Annotated in this window: 18 protein-coding genes; 9 read left to right on the top strand and 9 right to left on the bottom strand. The window is 69.1% G+C overall.

The genetic code is table 11. The annotated features are described in order from the left end of the window. The first annotated feature begins 408 nt into the window (after positions 1-408). Positions 409-831, top strand: coding sequence for a universal stress protein (locus AAW51_RS27275; protein WP_047197133.1), 423 nt, complete (start codon positions 409-411; stop codon positions 829-831). Between the two features lie 53 nt (positions 832-884). Here AAW51_RS27275 and AAW51_RS27270 read toward each other — a convergent pair whose 3' ends face one another. From AAW51_RS27270 to AAW51_RS27255, 4 genes are all read right to left on the bottom strand, one after another. After that, positions 885-1,061: a hypothetical protein gene (locus AAW51_RS27270; RefSeq protein ID WP_157360088.1), complete on the bottom strand. Its 177-nt coding sequence runs from the start codon at positions 1,059-1,061 to the stop codon at positions 885-887. A gap of 230 nt (positions 1,062-1,291) precedes the next feature. Then, on the bottom strand, positions 1,292-2,869 hold the full coding sequence (locus AAW51_RS27265; protein ID WP_047197131.1) for an alkaline phosphatase D family protein: 1,578 nt from the start codon (positions 2,867-2,869) through the stop codon (positions 1,292-1,294). Between the two features lie 163 nt (positions 2,870-3,032). Beyond that, on the bottom strand, positions 3,033-3,950 hold the full coding sequence (locus AAW51_RS27260) for a DMT family transporter (RefSeq protein WP_047197130.1): 918 nt from the start codon (positions 3,948-3,950) through the stop codon (positions 3,033-3,035). Next, positions 3,934-4,890: a LysR family transcriptional regulator ArgP gene (locus AAW51_RS27255; protein WP_047197129.1), complete on the bottom strand. Its 957-nt coding sequence runs from the start codon at positions 4,888-4,890 to the stop codon at positions 3,934-3,936. Before AAW51_RS27255 ends, AAW51_RS27260 begins: the two co-directional genes overlap by 17 nt. Positions 4,891-4,964: 74 nt before the next feature. Between AAW51_RS27255 and AAW51_RS27250 the strand changes: the two genes are divergently transcribed. Further along, positions 4,965-5,636: a LysE/ArgO family amino acid transporter gene (locus AAW51_RS27250; RefSeq protein ID WP_169788095.1), complete on the top strand. Its 672-nt coding sequence runs from the start codon at positions 4,965-4,967 to the stop codon at positions 5,634-5,636. Between the two features lie 30 nt (positions 5,637-5,666). After that, on the top strand, positions 5,667-6,983 hold the full coding sequence (locus tag AAW51_RS27245) for a D-amino acid dehydrogenase (RefSeq protein ID WP_047197128.1): 1,317 nt from the start codon (positions 5,667-5,669) through the stop codon (positions 6,981-6,983). Between the two features lie 12 nt (positions 6,984-6,995). Here the strand turns inward: AAW51_RS27245 and AAW51_RS27240 are convergent, their stop codons facing one another. Next, on the bottom strand, positions 6,996-7,967 hold the full coding sequence (locus tag AAW51_RS27240; protein WP_047197127.1) for a LysR family transcriptional regulator: 972 nt from the start codon (positions 7,965-7,967) through the stop codon (positions 6,996-6,998). A gap of 107 nt (positions 7,968-8,074) precedes the next feature. Here AAW51_RS27240 and AAW51_RS27235 point away from each other — a divergent pair, with 107 nt between their 5' ends. Both AAW51_RS27235 and AAW51_RS27230 read left to right on the top strand, forming a co-directional pair. Beyond that, a complete protein-coding gene (locus AAW51_RS27235) occupies positions 8,075-8,335 on the top strand; it encodes a hypothetical protein (RefSeq protein ID WP_047197126.1) in 261 nt (86 codons plus the stop codon). Between the two features lie 27 nt (positions 8,336-8,362). Next, positions 8,363-8,632, top strand: coding sequence for a hypothetical protein (locus AAW51_RS27230; RefSeq protein WP_047197125.1), 270 nt, complete (start codon positions 8,363-8,365; stop codon positions 8,630-8,632). Between the two features lie 137 nt (positions 8,633-8,769). Here the strand turns inward: AAW51_RS27230 and AAW51_RS27225 are convergent, their stop codons facing one another. Beyond that, positions 8,770-10,638 carry a S8 family peptidase gene (locus tag AAW51_RS27225; protein WP_047197124.1) on the bottom strand — a complete coding sequence of 623 codons (1,869 nt, stop codon included), beginning with the start codon at positions 10,636-10,638 and terminating at the stop codon, positions 8,770-8,772. Positions 10,639-11,130: 492 nt separating this feature from the next. After that, positions 11,131-12,993 carry a phosphoenolpyruvate carboxykinase (GTP) gene (locus AAW51_RS27220; protein WP_047197123.1) on the bottom strand — a complete coding sequence of 621 codons (1,863 nt, stop codon included), beginning with the start codon at positions 12,991-12,993 and terminating at the stop codon, positions 11,131-11,133. A 460-nt stretch (positions 12,994-13,453) separates the two neighbouring features. Between AAW51_RS27220 and AAW51_RS28650 the strand changes: the two genes are divergently transcribed. The 3 genes from AAW51_RS28650 to AAW51_RS28645 all read left to right on the top strand — a co-directional run bounded on the left by AAW51_RS28650 (position 13,454) and on the right by AAW51_RS28645 (position 17,488). Beyond that, positions 13,454-14,293: a substrate-binding domain-containing protein gene (locus AAW51_RS28650; protein WP_053013955.1), complete on the top strand. Its 840-nt coding sequence runs from the start codon at positions 13,454-13,456 to the stop codon at positions 14,291-14,293. A gap of 9 nt (positions 14,294-14,302) precedes the next feature. Further along, entirely contained in the window at positions 14,303-14,881 is a 579-nt protein-coding gene (locus tag AAW51_RS27210; protein ID WP_047197122.1) for an MOSC domain-containing protein, read from the top strand. A gap of 360 nt (positions 14,882-15,241) precedes the next feature. Beyond that, entirely contained in the window at positions 15,242-17,488 is a 2,247-nt protein-coding gene (locus tag AAW51_RS28645; protein ID WP_083438628.1) for a hybrid sensor histidine kinase/response regulator, read from the top strand. 75 nt (positions 17,489-17,563) lie between these two features. Here the strand turns inward: AAW51_RS28645 and AAW51_RS27200 are convergent, their stop codons facing one another. Together AAW51_RS27200 and AAW51_RS28640 are read right to left on the bottom strand one after the other, a co-directional pair. Further along, the gene (locus AAW51_RS27200) at positions 17,564-17,956 is read right to left on the bottom strand and encodes a nuclear transport factor 2 family protein (protein WP_238947708.1); all 393 of its coding nucleotides are present in this window, start codon (positions 17,954-17,956) and stop codon (positions 17,564-17,566) included. 61 nt (positions 17,957-18,017) lie between these two features. Continuing rightward, positions 18,018-18,593, bottom strand: a complete 576-nt coding sequence (locus AAW51_RS28640) for a glycine-rich domain-containing protein (RefSeq protein ID WP_157360087.1) — start codon at positions 18,591-18,593, stop codon at positions 18,018-18,020. Between the two features lie 449 nt (positions 18,594-19,042). On the opposite strand from AAW51_RS28640, the gene AAW51_RS27190 reads away from it, so the two are divergent. After that, complete coding sequence (locus AAW51_RS27190) at positions 19,043-19,981, top strand: esterase/lipase family protein (protein WP_417903590.1); 939 nt, start codon at positions 19,043-19,045, stop codon at positions 19,979-19,981. Positions 19,982-20,146: the final 165 nt, after the last annotated feature.

The raw sequence follows: 20,146 nt of genomic DNA, 5'->3' as shown, positions 1-20,146 counted from the left end.
CCGTTGGTCTAGTCGCGCCGGGCGCTCTGGGGCGCCTGTGGCGTGCGTGCCGAATTGAAAGAATCCCAGAACCGTGTGACAGCTTGCTGGGAGAGAACTGTACTGATCGCCCGCTGCGGCGACATCCCTCAACTAGGGGAGAAACCGCAGCGCCGAACACTCCGCTGTGAAATAAGCGCAAGTGAAAGTAACGCAAACTCGAGAACTTCCAGCCCAGGCAACAAATGGGTTTTTAGCCCATGCTGGCCGTCGACTTTTATGCCCGCGGCCGGGCCCCGCCGGTTATTCGCCGCGCCTTCGGCAGCGCGGCAGAGGCGGCCCTATCCTCTTGATGCCGGTCAAGGCCGGACGCCTGCCGCGGTGACATCCTCACCACCCGTTCACACTGATGACAACAGGAGCCGTTCGATGAAGATTTTGATTGCTGTAGATGGAAGCGAATTCACCCAACGTATGTTGGGCTACCTGACGACGCACGGCGAACTGTTCGGGCCGCAGCAGCAATACACGGTCTTGACGGCGGTGCCGGCGGTGCCCGCCCGGGCGGCCGCGGTGATCGACAAGCAAACGCTCACGGAGTACTACGCCGACGAAGCCGAGAAGGTCCTCGCGCCCGTGCGGACCTTCCTCGAGGGCCGGGGTCTCAAGGCCGAGACCAGCTTCCATGTGGGCCATCCGGCCGACGTGATCTCGAAGACGGCGGCGGCGGGCAGCTTCGATCTGGTCGTCATGGGGTCGCACGGCCATTCGGCGCTCGGCAACCTGGTGCTCGGGTCGGTGGCGACCAACGTGCTGGCCAATTGCAAGACGCCGGTGCTGCTGGTGCGCTGAGCGGCCCGACGCAGCCGCCGGCGCTCGCCGATGGCGGGTTGCCAGCGGCTGCTTCAGTCTTCCGACGGTGCGGAAGATGCGAGCGGCAGTCGCGGCCAAGGGTCCGGGGCCGTCGCTGCCGGGGTACGCACCGGCTGGGTCTGCGCCTGGGCGGCGAGGTGGATCTCCAAGCCCAGTTCGGTGCCCAGGTCGGCCGGGTCCTGCACGGTCTCTGGGGTCTGTTGGCGCATCCATGGCTGCAGCCAGGCCGGGAGATGAAAACTGCCCATTGCGAACCTCTCGACAGCGAGGCGCGCATCCTGCAAGCGCACCTCATGTCCTGCAGTGTGCGCGTCTGCTCGCGCCGCCGATATCCCGAACTCAAGGGTGAAAGGGGTACAGACGCAGGGTTGGGTCGAGGCTTGCCGGTGATCTTGTGGGCACTGCGGCGCGAGCCCCCTTCAGGCGGCCGAGCAGGTGCTCACGCTTCCCGTTGCACGCCCGCCCGGTCGCGTTCCACCGCGTACACCGCCTGCGTGTGCAGCTGCGCCGCTTCGGTCACCGGGAACGCGGTGGCCCGGAACTCGCAGCGCGCGACATCGGGCCGCAGCTCGACGAGCGCATAACCGCGCTCGTCGCCCCGGGCGTGCAACAGGTCGGGGTTGGCACTGCGGATCAAGGCCATGGCGGCGCCCGGCATGCCGCGCGTGGTGATCGAGCTGGTGACGAATTCGCTGGCGACGATGGGCGTTTCGTCGTCGTTGGGCCGCAGCCGAAGGTGGGCGGCGACATGCCGGTGTACGTCGCCGCCGAGCGCGATGACGTTGTGTACCTGGGCGTCGGCGATGCCGCGCAGCAAGCGCTCGCGGGCCTGTGGATAGCCATCCCAACTGTCGCTGTGCACGCTGCGGCCGAAGGGCGTGTCGACGCCCCACGAACTGATCTGGCTGCCCTGGCCCAGCAGCTTCCAGGTGCGGGTGCTGCCGGGCAGCCCTTCCTGGAGCCACTGTTCCTGCGCCGCACCGAAGATCGTGCGCCGCTCGTCGTCCATCTCGTCGCAGTCGATCAGCACGCGGCCACCCCCCACCGGGCGCCCCAGCGAGCACGCCTGCACGCTGCGGAACTGCCGTGGGTCCAGCGTCCACAGCTCGGCCAGCCGGCCCCAGGTGTAGCGATCGTGGATGCGCATGAAGGCGCCGGTCGGCGCCATGTCGGGTGCGATCGGCAGGTGCTCGAAATAGGCCTTGTAGGCAGCGGCGCGCCGGCGCAGAAACGACTGCGGGTCACCGCCCAACCAGGAGCGGTCGCTCGCATAGTCGTTCTCGACCTCATGGTCGTCCCAGGTGAGCACCCAGGGGTGGGCGGCATGGGCGGCGCGCAGGTCGGGGTCGAGCTTGTAGGTCGCGTGGCGGCGGCGGAAGGCGTCGAGGCGTGTCGGCGGCGGTCCCTCGTGCAGGCGCACCTGGAAGTGCGGATGGAACGACTCGTAGAGGTAGTCGCCGACAAACAGCACGAAGTCGAGGTCGCGCCACGCGATCTCGCGGTGCACCGCGAAGCGGCCCTGTTCATAGTGCTGGCACGAGGCCAGCGCGATGCGCAGCCGCTGGACCGCTGCATCCTCGCGCGGCGCCGTCCGGGTGCGGCCGACGCCGCTGGCGACGCCGCCGGCGATGAACCGAAAGAAATAGCGGCGGTCGCTGTCCAGCCCGGTCACCTGCACGTGCACGCTGTGGGCATGTTGCGGCTGCGCCCACACCTCGCCCGTTTGCACCCGTTGCGCGAAATGTTCGTCGTGGGCCAGCTCCCAGCGCACCGCCACCGGCCGGGGTGCGAGACCGCCACCCGGCTCGTAAGGCGCCGGCGCGAGCCGGGTCCACAACACCACCGAGCTGGGGCGCGGGCAGCCGCTGGCGACGCCGAGCCTGAAGGGGTCGTCGCCGAAGCGCGGCGCCACCGGCTTCTGCAGCGGCGGCCGGTGGGGCGAGGAACCGAACAGGCTGCCCAAAGCGAGGGCGGCAGCCCATCGCGACAAACGGGTCAGGGTGGCGCGCCGGTGCATCGGGCAGGAGCGCAAGCAGGTGGAAGACGGTCGGTAGCAGCCAAGGGAGCGCAGCGGACAGACAGGGCGAAAGACGAAAGCGGCGGGCCAGCAAGCCCGCGGTCGCGGTCTGGCGGGCGAGGGCGAGCCGGCCTCCATTCTGCCCGGCCCCCCGCCGACCCCCTCAACGGTGGCTGCGGACGGCCCACACGACGCCGAGCGTGAACAACGTCGCGGCAGCCCATTCAGCCGGCTGCGGCCAGCGTTGCTCATACAGATAGCCGTAAGCGAGCGCGAACAAGGTTTCGCTGACGATCAGTTGGCCGGCCAGCGAGGTCGGCAAGCGGCGGCTGGCGATGTTCCAGAGCCAGGTGGCGAGCCAGGACGCACCCAACCCCATCGTCAGCGAGACCGCCGCATACAGCCCGGCCTGCGCCTCGCGCATAGCCGGTGTGGCGGCGGGCGCTTCGTTGAACGCGAGCAGCGGCAGCAGTCCGATCAGCGTGGCGACGCCCAGCAAATGGGTCCACACCGCATTGGGGAGCGACGGCTCGCGCTTGAGCCAGCGGGCGTTGAGCATCGCATAAGCGGTCCAGCACGCGAGCGCCGCGGTGGCGCACGCCACCCCTGCCGTGAAGCGGGGGCCGGCGCCGTCCTGGGCGGTGGTGCTCCAGTACATCAGCGCGAGGCCGGCAGCGGTGCAGACGGCGCCCGGCACGAGCCGGGCCGGCCGCAGCCCGGCCGGGCGGCCGATGCACAGCAGCCACAGCGGCAAGGTGCCGATGATCAGGCCGGTGAGGGCGGTGCCGGCCCAGCGCACCGCCCTCACGACCAACAGGTAGTAGAGGCTGTTGCCCACCCAGCCGAGCATCAGCGCAGCCCCCACCCGCCTCGGCGTCAGATGGACCCGGATGTCGCGCCAGCCCCAGGCCAGCGCCCCGATCGAGAGGGCGGCGTAGGCGGCATAGCGGCCGAAGCTGACTTCGAGGCCGGAATATGCGTCGACCGCCCGGGGCAGGACGAACACCAGGCCCCACAAGGCGCCCGCGGCGAGGCCGGCGGCAATGCCCGGGCCCAGGGTGTCGTCAGGGCGTGACGTCATCTCCGATCCCCAAGGACTGCGCTGCGGGCGGTGCCAGCGCGGCGGCGGCACCGTCGAGCAGGGCCTGGCCGATGCGGTCGAGCAGTGCCGCCCGCACGGCAGGGCGTTGCTCGCTGCCCAGCTTCCATTGATGCCAGTGCAGCGTCACCTCCACCTGCACCTGCGGATGCAAGGGCAGCAGGCTGCCGTCGGCCAGCTGCTCGCGCACCTGCAACTCGGGCACCACGCCGACACCCCACCCCATCAACACGGCTCGCACATAAGCTTCGGAAGACGGCACGAAACGCTCGCGCAAACGGGGACTGCGCACGCCGAACGCATGCGACACCCATTGCGCCTGCATGTCGTCCTTGCGGTTGAACACGAGGAAGGGCACCTGCGCGAAGTTGGCGCCGGTGAGGCCGCCGCCCAACTCGCGGGCCACGAAGCCGGGGCTGGCGACGGCGATGTAGCGCATCACCCCCAGCGGCACCACCCGGCAGCCGCGCAAGGCCTGGCGTACGGTCGACACGCAACCGAGCACGGCGCCCTGGCGCAGCCAGTCGTGCGTGAAGTCCTGGTCGTCGACGACCATTTCCAGCGACACCCCTTGCTGCACCAGCGGGTCCAGCGCCGGCAGCACCCAGGTGGCGAGGCTGTCGGCGTTGACCGCGATCGGCAACCGCTCGTCGGGCCTGGCGCCTTCCTCCAGTTCGCGCGCGACGTCGGCCCGCAGCGCCTGCCACTGCCGCGCGAAACGCAGCAGCACCTTGCCGGGCTCGGTCAGCCGCAGCGGCCGGGCGCGCACCACGAGCAGCTGGCCCACCTCTTGTTCGAGTGCGCGCAGGCGTTGCGACACGGCCGACTGCGTGATCGACAACCGCTGTGCGGCGCGCTCGAAACTGCCTTCGTCGACCAGCGCGGCAAGGCAGTCGAGGGCAGCGGGATCGAAGTGATGCATAAGCACAGCTAATGTAACAGGAAGAATATTCATCTTCCTTCACGCCGGGTGCGGCGCTGCCGAGAATCCCGGTCATGCTCGACGCCGTGTTGCCTGCCACCCTGTCCGACAAAGTCCCGGTCGCCGTGATCACCGCTGCCGGCCTTCAGGGCCTGCTGACGATGGCGGGCCTGATCGTGGCCATCGGTGCCCAGAACGCGTTGGTTCTTCGGCAAGGGCTGGCGCGCACACATGTCGGGACCGTGATCGCCGTGTGCACCCTCTCCGATTGGCTGCTCACCGCGGCCGGCGTGTTCGGCCTCGGCCGGTTGATCGCCGCCTCACCGATGGCGTTACAAGTGTGTCGATTTGCAGGCGGCGCCTTTCTGGCAGTCTATGCCGTGCAGGCGCTGAGGCGGGCCTGGGCGCCGGGGACCGCTGTGCTCGAGGCCGGTGGCGCCGCCCAACCGTTGGGCGCCACGCTGGTCGCCACGCTTGCGATGACCTACCTGAACCCCCACGTCTACCTCGACACCGTGGTGTTGATGGGCAGCCTCGGCGCCCAGCACGCCGGCGCGGCGCAAGGGGCCTTCGTCGCTGGCGCGGGGCTTGCCTCGCTGCTGTGGTTCTCGGCCCTCGGGTATGGCGCTGCCGCTGCGTCCCGTTGGCTGCGCCAGCCGCGGGTGTGGCGGGCCATCGACATGGGTGTCGCGGTCGCCATGGCCTGGGCCGCCGTGCAACTGCTCGTGCTGCCCATCAGAATCTGAACCGACCCAAGCACTCACAAGGAGCTTGTCATGCGAGTTTTTGTCCTCGGCGCCGGCATCATCGGCGTTTGCACTGCCTGGTATTTGCGGCAGGAGGGGCACGAGGTGGTGGTGATCGACCGCCAGGGCGACGCGGCGCAGGAGACCAGCTTCGCCAATGGCGCCCAGATTTCCGTCAGTTTCTGCGAGCCGTGGGCCAACGCCGAAGCGCCGTTGAAGGTGCTGAAGTGGCTGGCGCGCGACGACTCGCCGCTGCTGTTTCGCCCCCGCCTCGACCCGCAGCAGTGGCGCTGGGGCCTCAGCTTCTTGATGCAGTGCCACGACGGCGCCTTCGAGCGCAACGTGCGCCAGTTGGTGGCGCTGGGTCGCTACAGCCATGAGTCGCTGAAGGCCCTGGTGGCCCAGACCGGCATCGAGTACCAGCGCCTGGAGCGCGGCATCCTGCATTTCTTCTCGTCGCAGAAGGACCTCGACGCCGGCGCTGCCGCGGCGAACCTGATGCGCCGCTACGGCGTCGACCGCGAGGTGTTGACCCGTGAGCAGGTGTTGGCCATCGAACCGGCGCTGGCCAGCTTCGCGCCGCAGATCGCCGGCGGCACCTACACGCCCAGCGACGAGTCGGGCGACGCCCGCGTGTTCACGCAGGCCCTGGCGCGTCGCTGCGAGGCGGCGGGGGTGCAGTTCCTCTACCAGCACGACATCCTGGGCCTGGACGTGGAAGGGGGGCGGGTGGAGCGCGTGCGCGTGCGCGACCGTGTCAGCGGCGTGCCGGCCACCTTGCAAGGCGACGTCTTCGTCGCGGCCCTCGGGTCGTACACCGCTCCCTTGCTGCGTCCGCTCGGCGTGGCGCTCAACATCTATCCGGCCAAAGGCTATTCGGCCACGTTGCGGCTGCGGCACCCCGAACGGGCGAGTGTGGTCAGCATGATCGACGACGCCCGCAAGATCGCGATCTCGCGCCTGGGCGACTACATCCGCATTGCCGGTACCGCCGAACTCGCCGGCTACGACACCCGTCTCGACACACCCACCGCCCGGGTGCGCTGCGATGCGCTGGTGCGCCGCTACGACGAGGTGTTCCCTGGCGTGGCCGACCTCAGCGAGCCCAATTTCTGGACCGGGTTGCGGCCGAGCACGCCCACCAACATTCCCTACATCGGCCGCACCCGGCTCCCCAACCTGTGGGTCAACGCAGGGCACGGCACCTTGGGCTGGACCCATGGCGCCGGCTCCGGCCGGGCGGTGGCAGAACTGATCAGCGGCCGCCGGCCGGCGCTCGACTTCGGCTTTCTGGGCACCTCCGGCTGCGCCGTGACCGGCGAGGGGCGCCAGCGCGTCGCGGTCTGAGGCCAGCGCCGCTCAGCCGGCGTCCAGCAGCGCGTCGCTTGGGCGACCTCGGCTGTCGCGCTGGGCGCCGGCGGCCAAGATCTGCTCGCGCATCCAACGCTGTGCCGGGTCGTGTTCATGCCGCCGGTGCCACAGCACCTCCACGTGCACCCGTTGCAGATTCAGCGGCAGTGGCTTGGCGAGCAGTTCACGCTCGAAGCCGGTGGCGGGCAGGAAGTCGCGTGGCAGCACGGTGAGCAGGTCGGAGTGCAACACCACGCGCCCGGCGGTGAAGAACTGATTGACGGTCAACACGATGCGGCGCGTGCGGTTCAGCGTGGCCAGCGCCTGGTCGACGAAACCATGGGCGCGCCCTGAAAAGCTCACCAGCAGGTGGTGGGCGGCGCAGAAGGTGTCGAGCGTCAGCGCCGCGTCGGCCAGCGGATGGCCCTTGCGCATCACGCACACATACTCGCCGTCCCACAGACGCTGGTGCTGCAGGGAGGCCGTGCTGCCCTGTGCGGTCAGGGCCGCGATGGCGTCGGGAAAGTAGCCGATCGCGAAATCCACCTCGCCGCGCTCGACCAGCGCGCGCGGGTCGCGGGTGGTCAGCGGAAACACACGCACGTTGGCCAGCGCCTGCAGGCGCTCGATGCCGGCCACCAGCAGCGGCATCAAGGTGGCCGCGGTGGCATCGGCCATCGCGAGCCGGAAGGTGGCTTCCGAGACCGTCGGGTCGAACGTCTCCGGGTCGAGCGCCTCGCGCAGACGGCCCAACGCGGCCCGCACCTCCGGCCATAGCGCTTCGGCACGCGCCGTCGGCTTGACGCCGTAGGCGGTGCGCACCAGCAACTCGTCCCCGACCGCCTCGCGCAACCGGCGCAGTGCATTGCTGACGGCCGGCTGCGTCATGGCCAGGCGCTCCGCGGCGCGCGTCAGGTTCTGCTCCGCCATCACCTGGTCGAACACGCGCAACAGGTTGAGGTCGAGGGTGCGGAAGTTCATCGAAGTTATGCGATTGGTGAATGTCGAAGATTCACACAATTCATTGGATGCATACCTAGGGTTAACCCCATACTTCGTTCCGTACCAGAACCGAACAGGACCTCACCATGCAACCCACCACCGTCGAACTGCAAGTCGCCCCGCGCGACGTCGCGCCTCGCGGAGCCGCAGCGATCGCCACGATCGCCGCCTGGGCCCTGCACCTGGCAAGCCTCCCGTTCCGGCCTCTGGCGGGGCGACCGCATGCCGCGCGGGTGGCCCACGACCTGAATTGCCTGGCCGCCCGTTACCAGGGCTCCCAGCCACACCAAGCGGCCGAACTGCGGGCCGCAGCCCAGGCTTACCTGGCTGCCGCTTTTGCCCGCTGACCTGACCCCGAAAAAAGGAACAACATCATGACCGCCACCACTGTTCAACTGCATGTCGCAGCCCCTCGTACCGCGCCGCGTGGCGCGGCTGCCCTGGCCCATGTGTTCGCCGCCGTGCTGACCGGCGCCGAGCGGGGCGTCTCCGCCCTCGGCCGTGTGTTCCGCCGTGAACCCAGCCCCTACGAGTCGGTCCAGGCGGTCCTGGAGATGGCGCGCGACTACGAGCGCAGCCAGCCCGGGTTCGCCGCCGATCTGCGCGCCGCCGCCTGCCGCTTCGACGGCGACTTCGACCGCTGAACCGCACGCAGGCGACAAGCCTGCCACGCCGGAAAACAAAAAGCCCGCAGCCGATGCTGCGGGCTTTTTACATGGGGCCGCCAGGCCCCGGCGGCGTGCGACCCGATCGGGCCGCCGCCGCGCCACAGAACGAGAACTCAGAACGAGAAATCGAGCGTGTAGCGACCTTCGTCGCGGCCCGTGTCGCCGTCGTAGTAGCGCACTTCGACGTAATACGGCACCGCACCTGCGCGGTTGACCAAGGTCACCTCGTCACGCTCGCCGGCGCCGCGGATGCTGCGGCCGACCAGGCGACCGCTGGCGTTCCAGACGTACAGGTCGTAGTCGGCCGTGGCGCCGGGGGCGAGCTTGACGTTCAGGGTGCCGCCGGCCGGCACGGTCGCGCTGTAGAAGTCGCGGTCGCCGGCACGGTCCATCGCGCCCACGGCCACGCTGCCGCTTTGGCTGATCACGTCGGCTTCGCGCAGCGTGTCGTTCGGCTCGGATTCACTCACCGTGCCGGGCTGTTCGCCACCACCACCACCGCCGCCGCCGCCGCCGGCCGCCGCGGCCACCGCCGCCGCGGCGTCAACCAGGCCTCGGCCGCAGCCGCTGCAGGACGAGGGGAAGGCCCGGGCCGTGCTGGCCAGCAGCGACGACACCTGGTCGGGGTTCAGCTGACGGTTGCGCTCCAGGACCAGGGCGACGACGCCGGCCACGTGCGGGCTGGCCATCGAGGTGCCCTGGTAGTAGGCATAGCTGTCGGACCCGGGCGAGGTGGAGCCGGTGTTGAGCGTCGACAAGATGCCGCCCGACTCGCCGCTGCGCGTATCGCCGCCCGGTGCCGCCACTTCGACGGTGCTGCCGAAGTTGGAGTAGGAGGCCCGCCCGCCGCTGCGGTTGGTGGCCGCCACCGTCACGACACCCTGGCAGCTCGCCGGCGAGGAGTTGGCCGCGTCCTGGCTCTCGTTGCCGGCGGCGACCACCACGACGGTGCCGCGCTGGCGTGCGGTGTTGATCGCGTCTTGCGTGGTGCGGTCGCAAGCGCCGCCGCCGCCGAGCGACAGGTTGATGACGCGTGCGGGCGTCGGGTTGGCGGGCACGCCGGAGACGCTGCCGCCCGAGGCCCAGATGATGGCCTGCGCGATGTCGGAGGTATAGCCGCCGCACTTGCCCAGCACCCGCACCGGCAGCACCTTGGCATTGAAGGCGACGCCGACGACACCGGTGCTGTTGTTGGCCACCGCCGCCACCGTGCCGGCGACGTGGGTGCCGTGCCAGCTGCTGGGCTGGTCGAAGAAGGGCTGACCGCCGCCGCACTCGCCGGCGCGGATCGCGTCGCCCGGGTCGCTGGCGTCGGCGTCACGGCCGTTGCCGTCGTTGCCGACGAAGCTGTCGTTGATGAAGTCGTAGCCGGGCAGCAGGTTGGCTTTCAGGTCGACGTGCGGGCGGAAGCCGGTGTCGAGCACGGCGACGACGACACCCGAACCGGTGGCGCGGTCCCAGGCGGCCGGCAGGTTCAGGCCGCCGGTGCGGTCGAAGTACTGCCATTGCTCGCCGTAGCGCGGGTCGGTCGGCGTGGCCTGGATCGTCATGATCCGGTCGGGTTCGGCGTATTCGACGTTGGGATCGTCGGCGGCCAGGCTACGGGCCAGGTCGGCAGCTTCCGAGGCGGCCAGCTTGCGGGACAGCCTCACCACCTGGGTGTCGGGTGCCAGCTGGCGCTGCACCTGCATCTGCACGCCGAAACGTGCCAGCGCGGCACCGGTCTGGGGCCGCTGCTGGGCTGCAGTGGCACCGAAACGCGGGGCTGAGGTGCTGCTGCGGTATTTGACGATCAGCTGGTCGGTGGCAGGCCCGGAGCCACCGTTGGCAGCGGCGGCGCCGAAGGTCGGCGTGCCGGCGGTGGGCTGCGCAGGGCCGCCGGCGAAAGCGGCGTGAGGCGCAAGCAAACAAGCGGTGGCAGCGGCCAGGCTGATGGCACAGGCTGCACGACGGAGGGCAGGGTGGGAGGGTCGGCGGTTCATCGGAAGAGACCTCGCAAGTCGAGATGAAAGCAGCAGCGGCATCGGCTTCGGCCCCGGCGATGGGCCACGATGCGCCGTCCGGGTTCGGACGGTGGCCGCGGGCTGCCGTTCAGGATCCCTGGCGCCCGCGGGTGGAGCGGGCGTCAGGCATCAAAGTGCCTCCGTGTGGGAGGCCGGGCACCGCGCGGACCGTTATCCGCGCCTTGCACCGGGACCTCCGGATGTAGAGGCTGGGATGCATGGCCACGCGATGCTATTGCTCGCAGTAGGCGCTCACAAGCGATGGACACGTTTGTGAACATGTTAATCTTGACCATCTGCCAATTGGTGCGTCTGACCTGATAAAAGGACTGGCAAATGCCCAAAAATGTGGCACAGGCGCCCCGCCCTGAAGCGGGCGGCGCATGAAAAAGGGCACCCGCAGGTGCCCTTGTGACGGCGGCCCGGTGGGGTCGCCTTGATGCGAGTGCGGTCTTCCCGACCGCGGTGTCGTCAGCCGACGCGCGCCTCGAACTCGCGCTTCACCGCGAGCAGTGCGCCCGGCACCCGGGTGCCGAGCTGGTCGAACAGCTGATCGTGCAGCCGGAACTCCTGCTGCCATGCCGACAAATCGATGCTCGCCACCTGCTCGTACTGCTTGGGGCTGAAGCCCGAACCCTTCCATTCGAGGTCTTCGTAGCGCGGCGACACGCCGAACACGTGCTCGGTGCCCTCGGCCTTGCCCTCGACCCGGTCGAGCATCCACTTCAGCACGCGCATGTTGTCGCCGAAGCCGGGCCAGACGAATTTGCCGTCGTCGCCCTTGCGGAACCAGTTCACGCAATAGATCTTGGGCAGCTGGGCCCCGCCCGCCTCGAGCTTCTGGCCGAGCGAGAGCCAGTGCTGGAAGTAGTCGGCCATGTGGTAGCCCATGAAGGGCAGCATGGCGAACGGGTCGCGCCGCACCACACCTTGCTGGCCGGCGGCGGCGGCGGTGGTCTCGGAGCCCATCGTCGCGGCCATGTAGACACCTTCGGTCCAGTTGCGCGCCTCGGTGACGAGCGGCACGGTGGTCGAACGGCGGCCGCCGAAGATGAAGGCGTCGATCGCGACACCGCGCGGGTCGTCCCACTGCGCATCAAGCGCCGGATTGTTGGTGGCAGCCACCGTGAAACGGGCGTTCGGATGTGCCGCCTTGCGGCCGGTCTCGGCGGCCAGCGCCGGCGTCCAGTCCTGGCCTTGCCAGTCGATGCAGTGGGCCGGCGGCGTGTCGGTCATGCCTTCCCACCAGACGTCGCCGTCGTCGGTCAGCGCCACGTTGGTGAAGATCACGTCACGGCCGAGCGAGGCCATGCAGTTCGGGTTGGTCTTGACGTTGGTGCCCGGGGCGACGCCGAAATAGCCGGCTTCCGGGTTGATGGCGTACAGGCGCCCGTCGGCACCGGGCTTGATCCAGGCGATGTCGTCGCCGATGGTCGTCACTTTCCAGCCCTCGAAGCCGGCCGGCGGGATCAGCATCGCGAAGTTGGTCTTGCCGCAGGCGCTGGGGAAGGCCGCGGCGACGTGGCGCTTCTTGCCCTCGGGCGACGTGACGCCCAGGATCAGCATGTGTTCGGCCAGCCACCCCTGGTCGCGGCCCATGGTCGAGGCGATGCGCAGCGCAAAGCACTTCTTGCCGAGCAGCGCGTTGCCGCCGTAACCCGAGCCGTAGCTCCAGATTTCACGGGTTTCGGGGTAGTGGACGATGTATTTGGTCGGGTTGCAGGGCCACGACACGTCCTTCTGACCCGGCTGCAACGGCGCGCCGACCGTGTGCACGCAGGGCACGAACTCGCCGTTGACGCCCAGCACGTCATACACGGCCTGGCCCATGCGGGTCATCAGGCGCATGTTGACGGCCACATACGGGCTGTCCGACAGCTCGACGCCGATGTGGGCGATCGGGGAGCCGAGCGGGCCCATCGAGAACGGCACCACGTACATCGTGCGGCCGCGCATGCAGCCCTTGAACAGGGCGTTGGGCCCGGTCTGCAGCGTCACGCGCATCTCGGCCGGGGCCACCCAGTTGTTGGTCGGGCCGGCGTCTTCCTTGTTCTGCGTGCAGATGAAGGTGCGGTCCTCGACGCGCGCCACGTCGCTCGGATCGCTCCAGGCGAGGTAGCTGTTGGGGCGCTTGGCTTCGTTCAGCTTCTTGAAGGTGCCGGCTTGCACCAATTCGTGGCACAGCCGGTCGTATTCGGCCTCACTGCCGTCGCACCAGTACAGGCGGTCGGGCTGTGTCAACGCCGCCACCTCGGCCACCCAGGCGAGCAGCTTCGCGTTCTTGACATAGGGGGGCGCATTCAGCTGCAGCCCCTGCATGACAGGCTGGTTCATGGATTCTCCAAACATATAAAAGCACGGGATTCGGAAAACCGGGTGCAGCGGGCGGCTGCTGTCACGTGGCTTTCCGGATGCCGCGCGGCCCGCTGGGTTTCAGCGGGTTACGTCCGGGGTCGGGGCAGCCAGAAGCTGCCGGCACCTGGATAAGCAAGCGTCGTGCGCGGCTTGTGTCGAGGCGGCATGCGGCTTTGCGGCGGGTGGCGACGCAAAGCCGCCCAGGCGAGGCGACCAGGCCCGAGTGTAATCCTGGGGTAACCCGCCGCCGACCCCCCCTTATGCGTATCTGGAATGAGGCGATGCATAAGCGAGACACCGGTCCGCCTGGCGGGACAAGTGTGGCAGCGGACGCGCTCCTGCCTGTTCCGGCAGGCTTCCTGATTAAGATGCGCGCTCGTCGCGCGCCGCCTGCCCGCCCGCGTTCATTGCCGTTTTGTCGTTTGCCGGTGTCTCCACCATGCGCTTGCCCCGCCGCCACTTCCTGCCCGTCCTGTTCGGCGCCGCCGTCCCACTCCCCACCTGGGCAGCGCCCCGGTCGCAGCAGGAGCCGCTGTTGCTCGGGGTCGCCACTTCGCTGGTCGACGGCGGCTTGGCCAAACGGCTGCAGCAAGGTTTCCTGCACGACGCCGGTCTGGCGGTGCAACTGGTGCCGGGCGCCAGCGGCAAGCTGCTCGGCCTGCTCGAGCGCGGCGAACTCGACGCCGCCCTCACGCACGCCCCTGAACTGGAAGCGTCGCTGGAAAAGCAGGGGCTGGTGCACGACCGGCGCCCGGTGGCGGCGTGCGACTTCGTGCTGGCCGGGCCGCTGCAGGGCGGCAAGGGGCGCGGCCGCGATCCGCTGGGGCTGAAGGGCCAGCGCGACGTGGTGCGCGCCTTGGCCGCAGTCGCCGAGGCCGGCGCGCGCGGCGAGGCCAAGTTCGTCGGTGGCGCCGACCGTTCTGGTGCACAACTGAAGGACGCGGCCCTGTTCAAGGCTGCCGGTGTGGCCGCGCCGGGCGGGTGGTACGTACGCAGCAGTGCCGGCATGGGCGACACGCTGGCGTTGGCGAATGCCGAACGCGCCTACGTGTTGGTCGACCGTCCGACCTGGAATGCCGACGCCCGCCGACGCGGCCAACTGGGCGTGATCGTGGAAGGCGACCCGCGCCTGGACGATGTCTACCATGCCATGCGCCCCTTCCGCGGCGGACACCCGGCGGCCAAGCTGTTGGTTCAGTGGCTGACCGGCCCGAACGGCCGTCGAGCGGTGCAGAGCGCCCCCGGTGGCTACCGCGCCAGCGTGTCGCGCCCGGCTTGAGGAGACGACATGCCGCGGGTGTTGACGGTGAATGTGGGGCTGGTGCGACCGATGACCATCGCCGGGCGCGAGGTGATGACCGGCTACGTCAAACAGCCGGCGACCGGGCCCGTCGGGGTGCGTCCCCTGGGCCTGGCAGGTGACGAGCAGGCCGATCCGGACGTGCATGGCGGCCTCGACAAGGCGGTCTACGCCTATCCCCACGAGCACTACGCGTTCTGGAACACGGTGCGGGCCCAGGCCGGCCTCGCGCCGTGGGGCGCCGAAACGCTGCCCCCGGGCGCGCTGGGCGAAAACCTGACCCTCGAAGGGCTGCTCGAGTCCGGCGTGTGGGTCGGCGACGTGCTGCGCTTTCCGGGCTGCACGCTGGCGGTCAGCGCACCGCGCTTCCCCTGTTTCAAGTTCCAGGCTGTGATGGGGTTCAAGCAGGCCACCCGGATGATGGCGCAATCGGGCTACTGCGGCTTCTACCTTGCGGTGCGGGAGCCCGGGCAGATCGCCGCCGGCGAGCCCTTCGAGCTGATCCCGGGGCCGCGCGAGGTGTCGATCCCCGAGCTGTTCGCGGCGCGCATGCGCCGCGAAGCCTGACGCATCACCCCCTTCGGCGCAGCCCCCTGACGCTGTCCTTTGGTGCTGCTGCTTGGACAACCGCCTGGGGTGTGAGCCCCTTCGGGGGCTGGCCAGGTGCCCCTCTGACCGGCCTTCGGCCCGGCACGTCTGGCGCACGTCCTGCCAGAGGCCTGTGGACGTTCTCAGGTGAAACCTGACAAATGTCTTACATGCGGCGGGAAGGACGATGGCCCCCCGCTGCATTGCAAGCTAGAGTGGTGACTGCGGGCAGCCGGAGCTAGGCCGGCCCGTGAGGCATGCGGCGCACCCCACGCCGTCTCCCAGCACAAGCAAGAACAGCCGGGCCGGCCCCGACCCCCTCGTCCTCTTCTGTCCGCAATGAAGCTACGCACGCGTTTGGTCGCCCTCGTCCTGGTTGCGCTGGCGCCCGTGATGGTCGTGGAGACGATCGAGCAGGTTCACCAGTTCAAGCGGCACGAGGAGGCCGCCTTCCAAGAGGCACAGCGTCAGGCCGAGCTCGTCAGCCGCCAGCTGGAGCAGCTGGAGACGGGCTACCGCGAGCTGCTGGTCGCGGTGGCCGCCACCCCGGTCGTGAAGAACCGCGACCCCGCCGCGTGCTACGCGTATCTCGAAACACTGCAACGGCGCTTCAAGAGCGCCTTCACCGTCGGCGCCTCGGATGCCGAGGGGAATGTCTACTGTGTCGGCGTGCCCTACGTGCGGGATCTCAAGGCCGCCAACAACGCCGACCGCTGGTATTTCAAGCAGGCGGTGTTGAGCGGCGAGTTCACGGTCGGCGAGTACGCCTACGCCAAGGCGGCCCAGGAACCGGTGTTCCATTACAGCTACCCGATCAAGGACAACGCCGACCACGTGATCGGTGTCGTCTGGGCCTCGATCAGCCTCACCGGCTTGTCGCGCCGCCTGGCCGACAACCCCTTGCCGCCGGGCGCCAACCTGGTCGTCACCGACCGCCGTGGCACCGTGTTGATCGAACTCCCGGACACCGGGGCGATGGGCAGCACCGTCTCCCCCGACTTGCGACGCTTGCTTGGCCAGGCGAAGCCCGGCGCCGCGGCCTTGCCCGGCGAGGGCGGGGCCGAGCGTATCGTCGGGTACGTGCCGCCCAGCACGGCCTTGCAGGGCATGGCGGTCACGCTGACCTTCCCGCGTGAGCAAGTGCTCGCACCGGTGTGGAAGATGGCGGTCCGGCGCGCCGCCACCGTGCTGGGCGCCGTGGCGCTGGCGCTCGCGCTGGCGTGGATGGTGGCGCGCAGAGGTCTGTACGGGCCGCTTTCACGGCTCACCGAGACGGCCAATCGTTGGCGCGAAGGCGACTTGGGCGCGCGCACCGACCTGGCCCGGCTCAACGACATCGAGTTCAGTGGTCTGGGCGCCACGCTCGACCAGATGGCCGAGAACCTGGCCTTGCGCCAACATCAGCTGTCCGACGCCACCGAGGAGATGCGGCGTTCGCGCGACGAGGCGCTCAAGGCCAGCTTGTCGAAGACGCATTTCCTGGCCGCCGCCAGCCACGACTTGCGTCAGCCCCTGCAGGCCATGCACCTCAACATCGCCTTGCTGGCCGCGCGCCACCAGCACGGGGGCGATGCCGAAACCATCGAGCGGCTGCGCCGATCGGTTGCCAACCTCGTCGATCTGCTCAATGCCTTGCTCGATGTCTCGCAGCTCGACGCCGGCCTGATCCAGCCCACCTATGCCGAGTTCGACCTGCAGGGGCTGTTGCAGACCATCGGCGAGGAGTTTTCGGCCGCGGCCCAGCAAAAGCGACTCGACTTCAGCATCGACGCCTGTCGCTGCGCCGTGCGCAGCGACAAGGCCTTGCTCGGGCGCATGCTCCGCAATCTCGTCAGCAACGCCATCAAATACACCGGCGCCGGGGGCAGCGTGCGCATCTCCGTGCAGGAGGCCGACGGCGAGGCCCGCGTGCTCGTCGCCGACACCGGCGAAGGTATCCCGCTCGACAAGCAGGAGGTGGTGTTCGAGGAATTCCGCCAGTTGGGCAATCCGCAGCGCAACCCGGCGCTGGGCCTCGGCCTCGGCCTGTCGATCGTGAAACGCATGAGCGCCTTGCTGCAGCACCCGCTCACGCTGGCTTCGCAGCCCGGTGAGGGCACCACGTTCACGGTCAGCATTCCGCTCGCACCCCGGCCCGAACCGGTGCGTATCGCCGGTATCGCGCCGTCTTTCCACGGGCGGGTGCTGCTGGTCGAAGACGATGTGCTGGTGGGCGACACGACCGCCGAGCTGCTGCGTTCCTGGGGGCTGGAGGTCGAAGTGGCACGCGATGCCGAAACGGCGATCAAGTTGTTGAAGTCGGCCCGGCACGACTGGGACGGCGTGCTGGCCGACTACCGCTTGCCCGCGAGTTCGGGGCTCGACGTCGTGATGTTCGCTCGCAAGCTCTTTCCGAAGGCGCTGACCATCCTGATCACCGGCGACGCCGCCGATGCGCGCACCTTGCGGGGCAGCGAGAGCAACGTGCAGGTGCTGGAAAAGCCGGTGCCGCTGGAGCTGTTGGCCGAATCGCTGGCGCCGCTCACCGCGGCGCCGCAGCCCAAGGTGTATTCGACCCACGCCGGGGGGGCAGGCGTCACGCTGTGAAGGGTCGTTGTGCGGGGCACGACCGGGCAAGAGGGGGAGGGCCGGTGTCGCGCCGCTCCCCAGCCGCTGCGGCAGCTACTTCACCGCCGTGGCGTGCGACCACACCACCTGCCAAAGGCCTTCGCGCAACTCATACGTGTCGGTGTGCCAGCACACGAAACGGGCGGGTGCGCCCGAACCCGAGTCCATTTCGAGCTGGGCGCGGTAGCGCAGCACGGCCACTTCGGGGAACGCATGCACGGCGATGTCTTCCGGGTCCCACTTCAAGTAGCGCAGGCCGCCGCTCTCGACTTCCTGCAGGTACTGGTCGCGTGTGTAGCTGGCGCCCCTCGGCGTGATCAGCTGAAAGTCGACGGCATGCAAGGGCAGGGCGCGCGGCATGTCGCACTCGACCAGTGCCTGCAGGCGTGAGCGCTCCAGCAAGCGGAAGTCATCGGCGGTTTTCACCGACGTAGCGCGTGGGGTCATCTTCGTCATCTCCGGGGTGGTGAGCGGCACGGACGGCGGCCAGTGGCGGGTCAGCCGCACGCTACATGCAATAGGCCATCGACTGCGAGCCAGCGCCCCACGGCGCGTCCTTCCGGCGCGAAGGTACGGCCGTGCGTGGCGAGGCCCAGACGATCGGGTCGCACCCGACGCGGTCCCCGTCGAGGTCCGGCGGCTCCCACGCCCGGGTCGGGTCGGCCAGACACTGCGTCTTCGGCATCGGCGGCACCCCGAATTCCCGCTCGTGCAACTCGGCCATGCGTCGCGCCGCGGCTCGCTGTCGCGACGCATCGTCGACGTCGTTCCCATGCTGGCTGGGGACATGGTGCAAATAGCGGCCGAAAACCCAGCGGCAGTCGCGCGCGTACTTTCGGGTGTCGAGGATGTGCGCATGCCAGAAGGCGTCCGCTTCTTCGGTCGGGCTCAAGTCCAGGCGGGGGTATTTGGCCCGCAACACCAGATAGCGGCGGTAGGCCAACTCGGCGGCATCGGCCCGCTGCGCGTCCCAGTCGGCCCCCCCTTCGGTCTGCATCAAGCGGTGTTTCACCGCGTCGAGTTCGAGCGCCTCGATACGGCGCAGCACGTCACAGAGGTCCTCGGTACCTGCTTTGGTTCTCATGGTTCCTCCAAAAGATCTGGGTTGGATGTGCAGGGGCGGTCGCCCCTTCAGCCCCGCGAGCCACTGCCCTTCGCGGATCTGCTGCCAAGGCAACTTTCGGACAGCGCCCGCCCGGGTGACGTAACCAAACCAAAGGTCGGGCCGCGACGTCTCGCTGGGACGGGCGGCGACATCCCCCACCTGCGCGCGGCGCGCGGGGTGCGGTGTTCGCGCGAGCCCGGCTGTCATGTAGGCGACGTTGTATCCCCCCTGAATAGGGGGGTGGCGTGATCGGTTCAGCGAGCCAGTGCCGGTCTTCCAGCCGTCCTGATCACTTTGCTGCGCCGCATCGCTGGGTTAATCCTGGGCGCTCAAGCGTGGCAGTCCCCCTTCAATTCGAGCACCGCGCTCTGCCGCGGCCGTCGCCTCGCGCCCGGCACGCAGCGCGGCAACCTCGACAGGAGTTCTCCGTGACCTGCAGACATGCACGCTCTCTTGTGGCCGCCGCCATGATCGCCGGCGCACAGTTGCTCGCTTCCACCCCCGCCCACGCCGACGACTATGCCCGCACCCGATACCCCATCGTGTTGGTGCACGGCGTTTTCGGCTTCGATTCGGTCGGCATCGCCGACTACTGGTTCGGCATCCCGTCGGCGCTGCGTTCCGGCGGCGCCCAGGTTTTCGTCAGTCAGGAGTCGGCTGCTCACAGCTCCGAAATGCGGGGTGAGCAACTGCTGGCCGAACTGCGTCGCCTGCGCGCCGCCTACGGGCACACCCGCTTCAACCTGATCGCGCACAGCCATGGTGGCCAGAGCGTGCGCTACGTCGCCGCGGTCGACCCGGGCCTGGTGGCCTCGGTCACCACCGTCGGCACGCCGCACCAGGGCAGCCCGGTGGCCGACCTCATCAAGCGCGGCACGGATGCCACCGGCAGCATCGCGTTGGTGTCGGCCATCGTGAACGGCTTTGCCAAGCTGATCAACGTGCTGTCCGGTGGCGGCTCGCTCCCACAAAACTCCGAGGCGGCCATGTTGTCGCTGACCACCGAAGGGGCGGCCAGCTTCAACGCACGCTTTCCAGCCGGCGCGCCCACCACGGCATGTGGCGAAGGGCCGGCCTCGGTGAACGGCGTGCGCTACTACTCCGCCAGTGGCACGTCCACGCTGACCAATGTGCTCGACGTCGGCGACGCCATGCTGGGCATGGCCGGGCTGGTCTTCAACGGCGAAGCCAACGACGGCCTGGTCGGCCGCTGCTCGTCGCGCTGGGGTCAGGTGCTACGCGACGACTATGGCTGGAACCACATGGATGAGGTCAACCATGTGTTCGGTCTGCGCAACTGGTTCGCGTCCGATCCAGTCGCGTTCTACCGCTCGCACGCCAACCGGCTCAAGAACGCCGGGCTCTGAGGCCCCGGCCTCGGGCGACGCCGCGGTGTCGCCCTCCCACCGGTGACCCGCCCAAGGCTGCCCCCCAAGCGGTCGGCAGCCTTTTTGCTCGTCTGTATCGGGCCTCCAGCCTCGCACTCACGCCCGTCGCTGTACCCGGGTCATCCCTCGCGCAGGTCGTCGTCG

The sequence above is a fragment of the Caldimonas brevitalea genome, from assembly GCF_001017435.1.
Lineage (GTDB): Bacteria > Pseudomonadota > Gammaproteobacteria > Burkholderiales > Burkholderiaceae_C > Caldimonas > Caldimonas brevitalea.
This window is presented reverse-complemented; position numbering and strand designations above follow the sequence as displayed.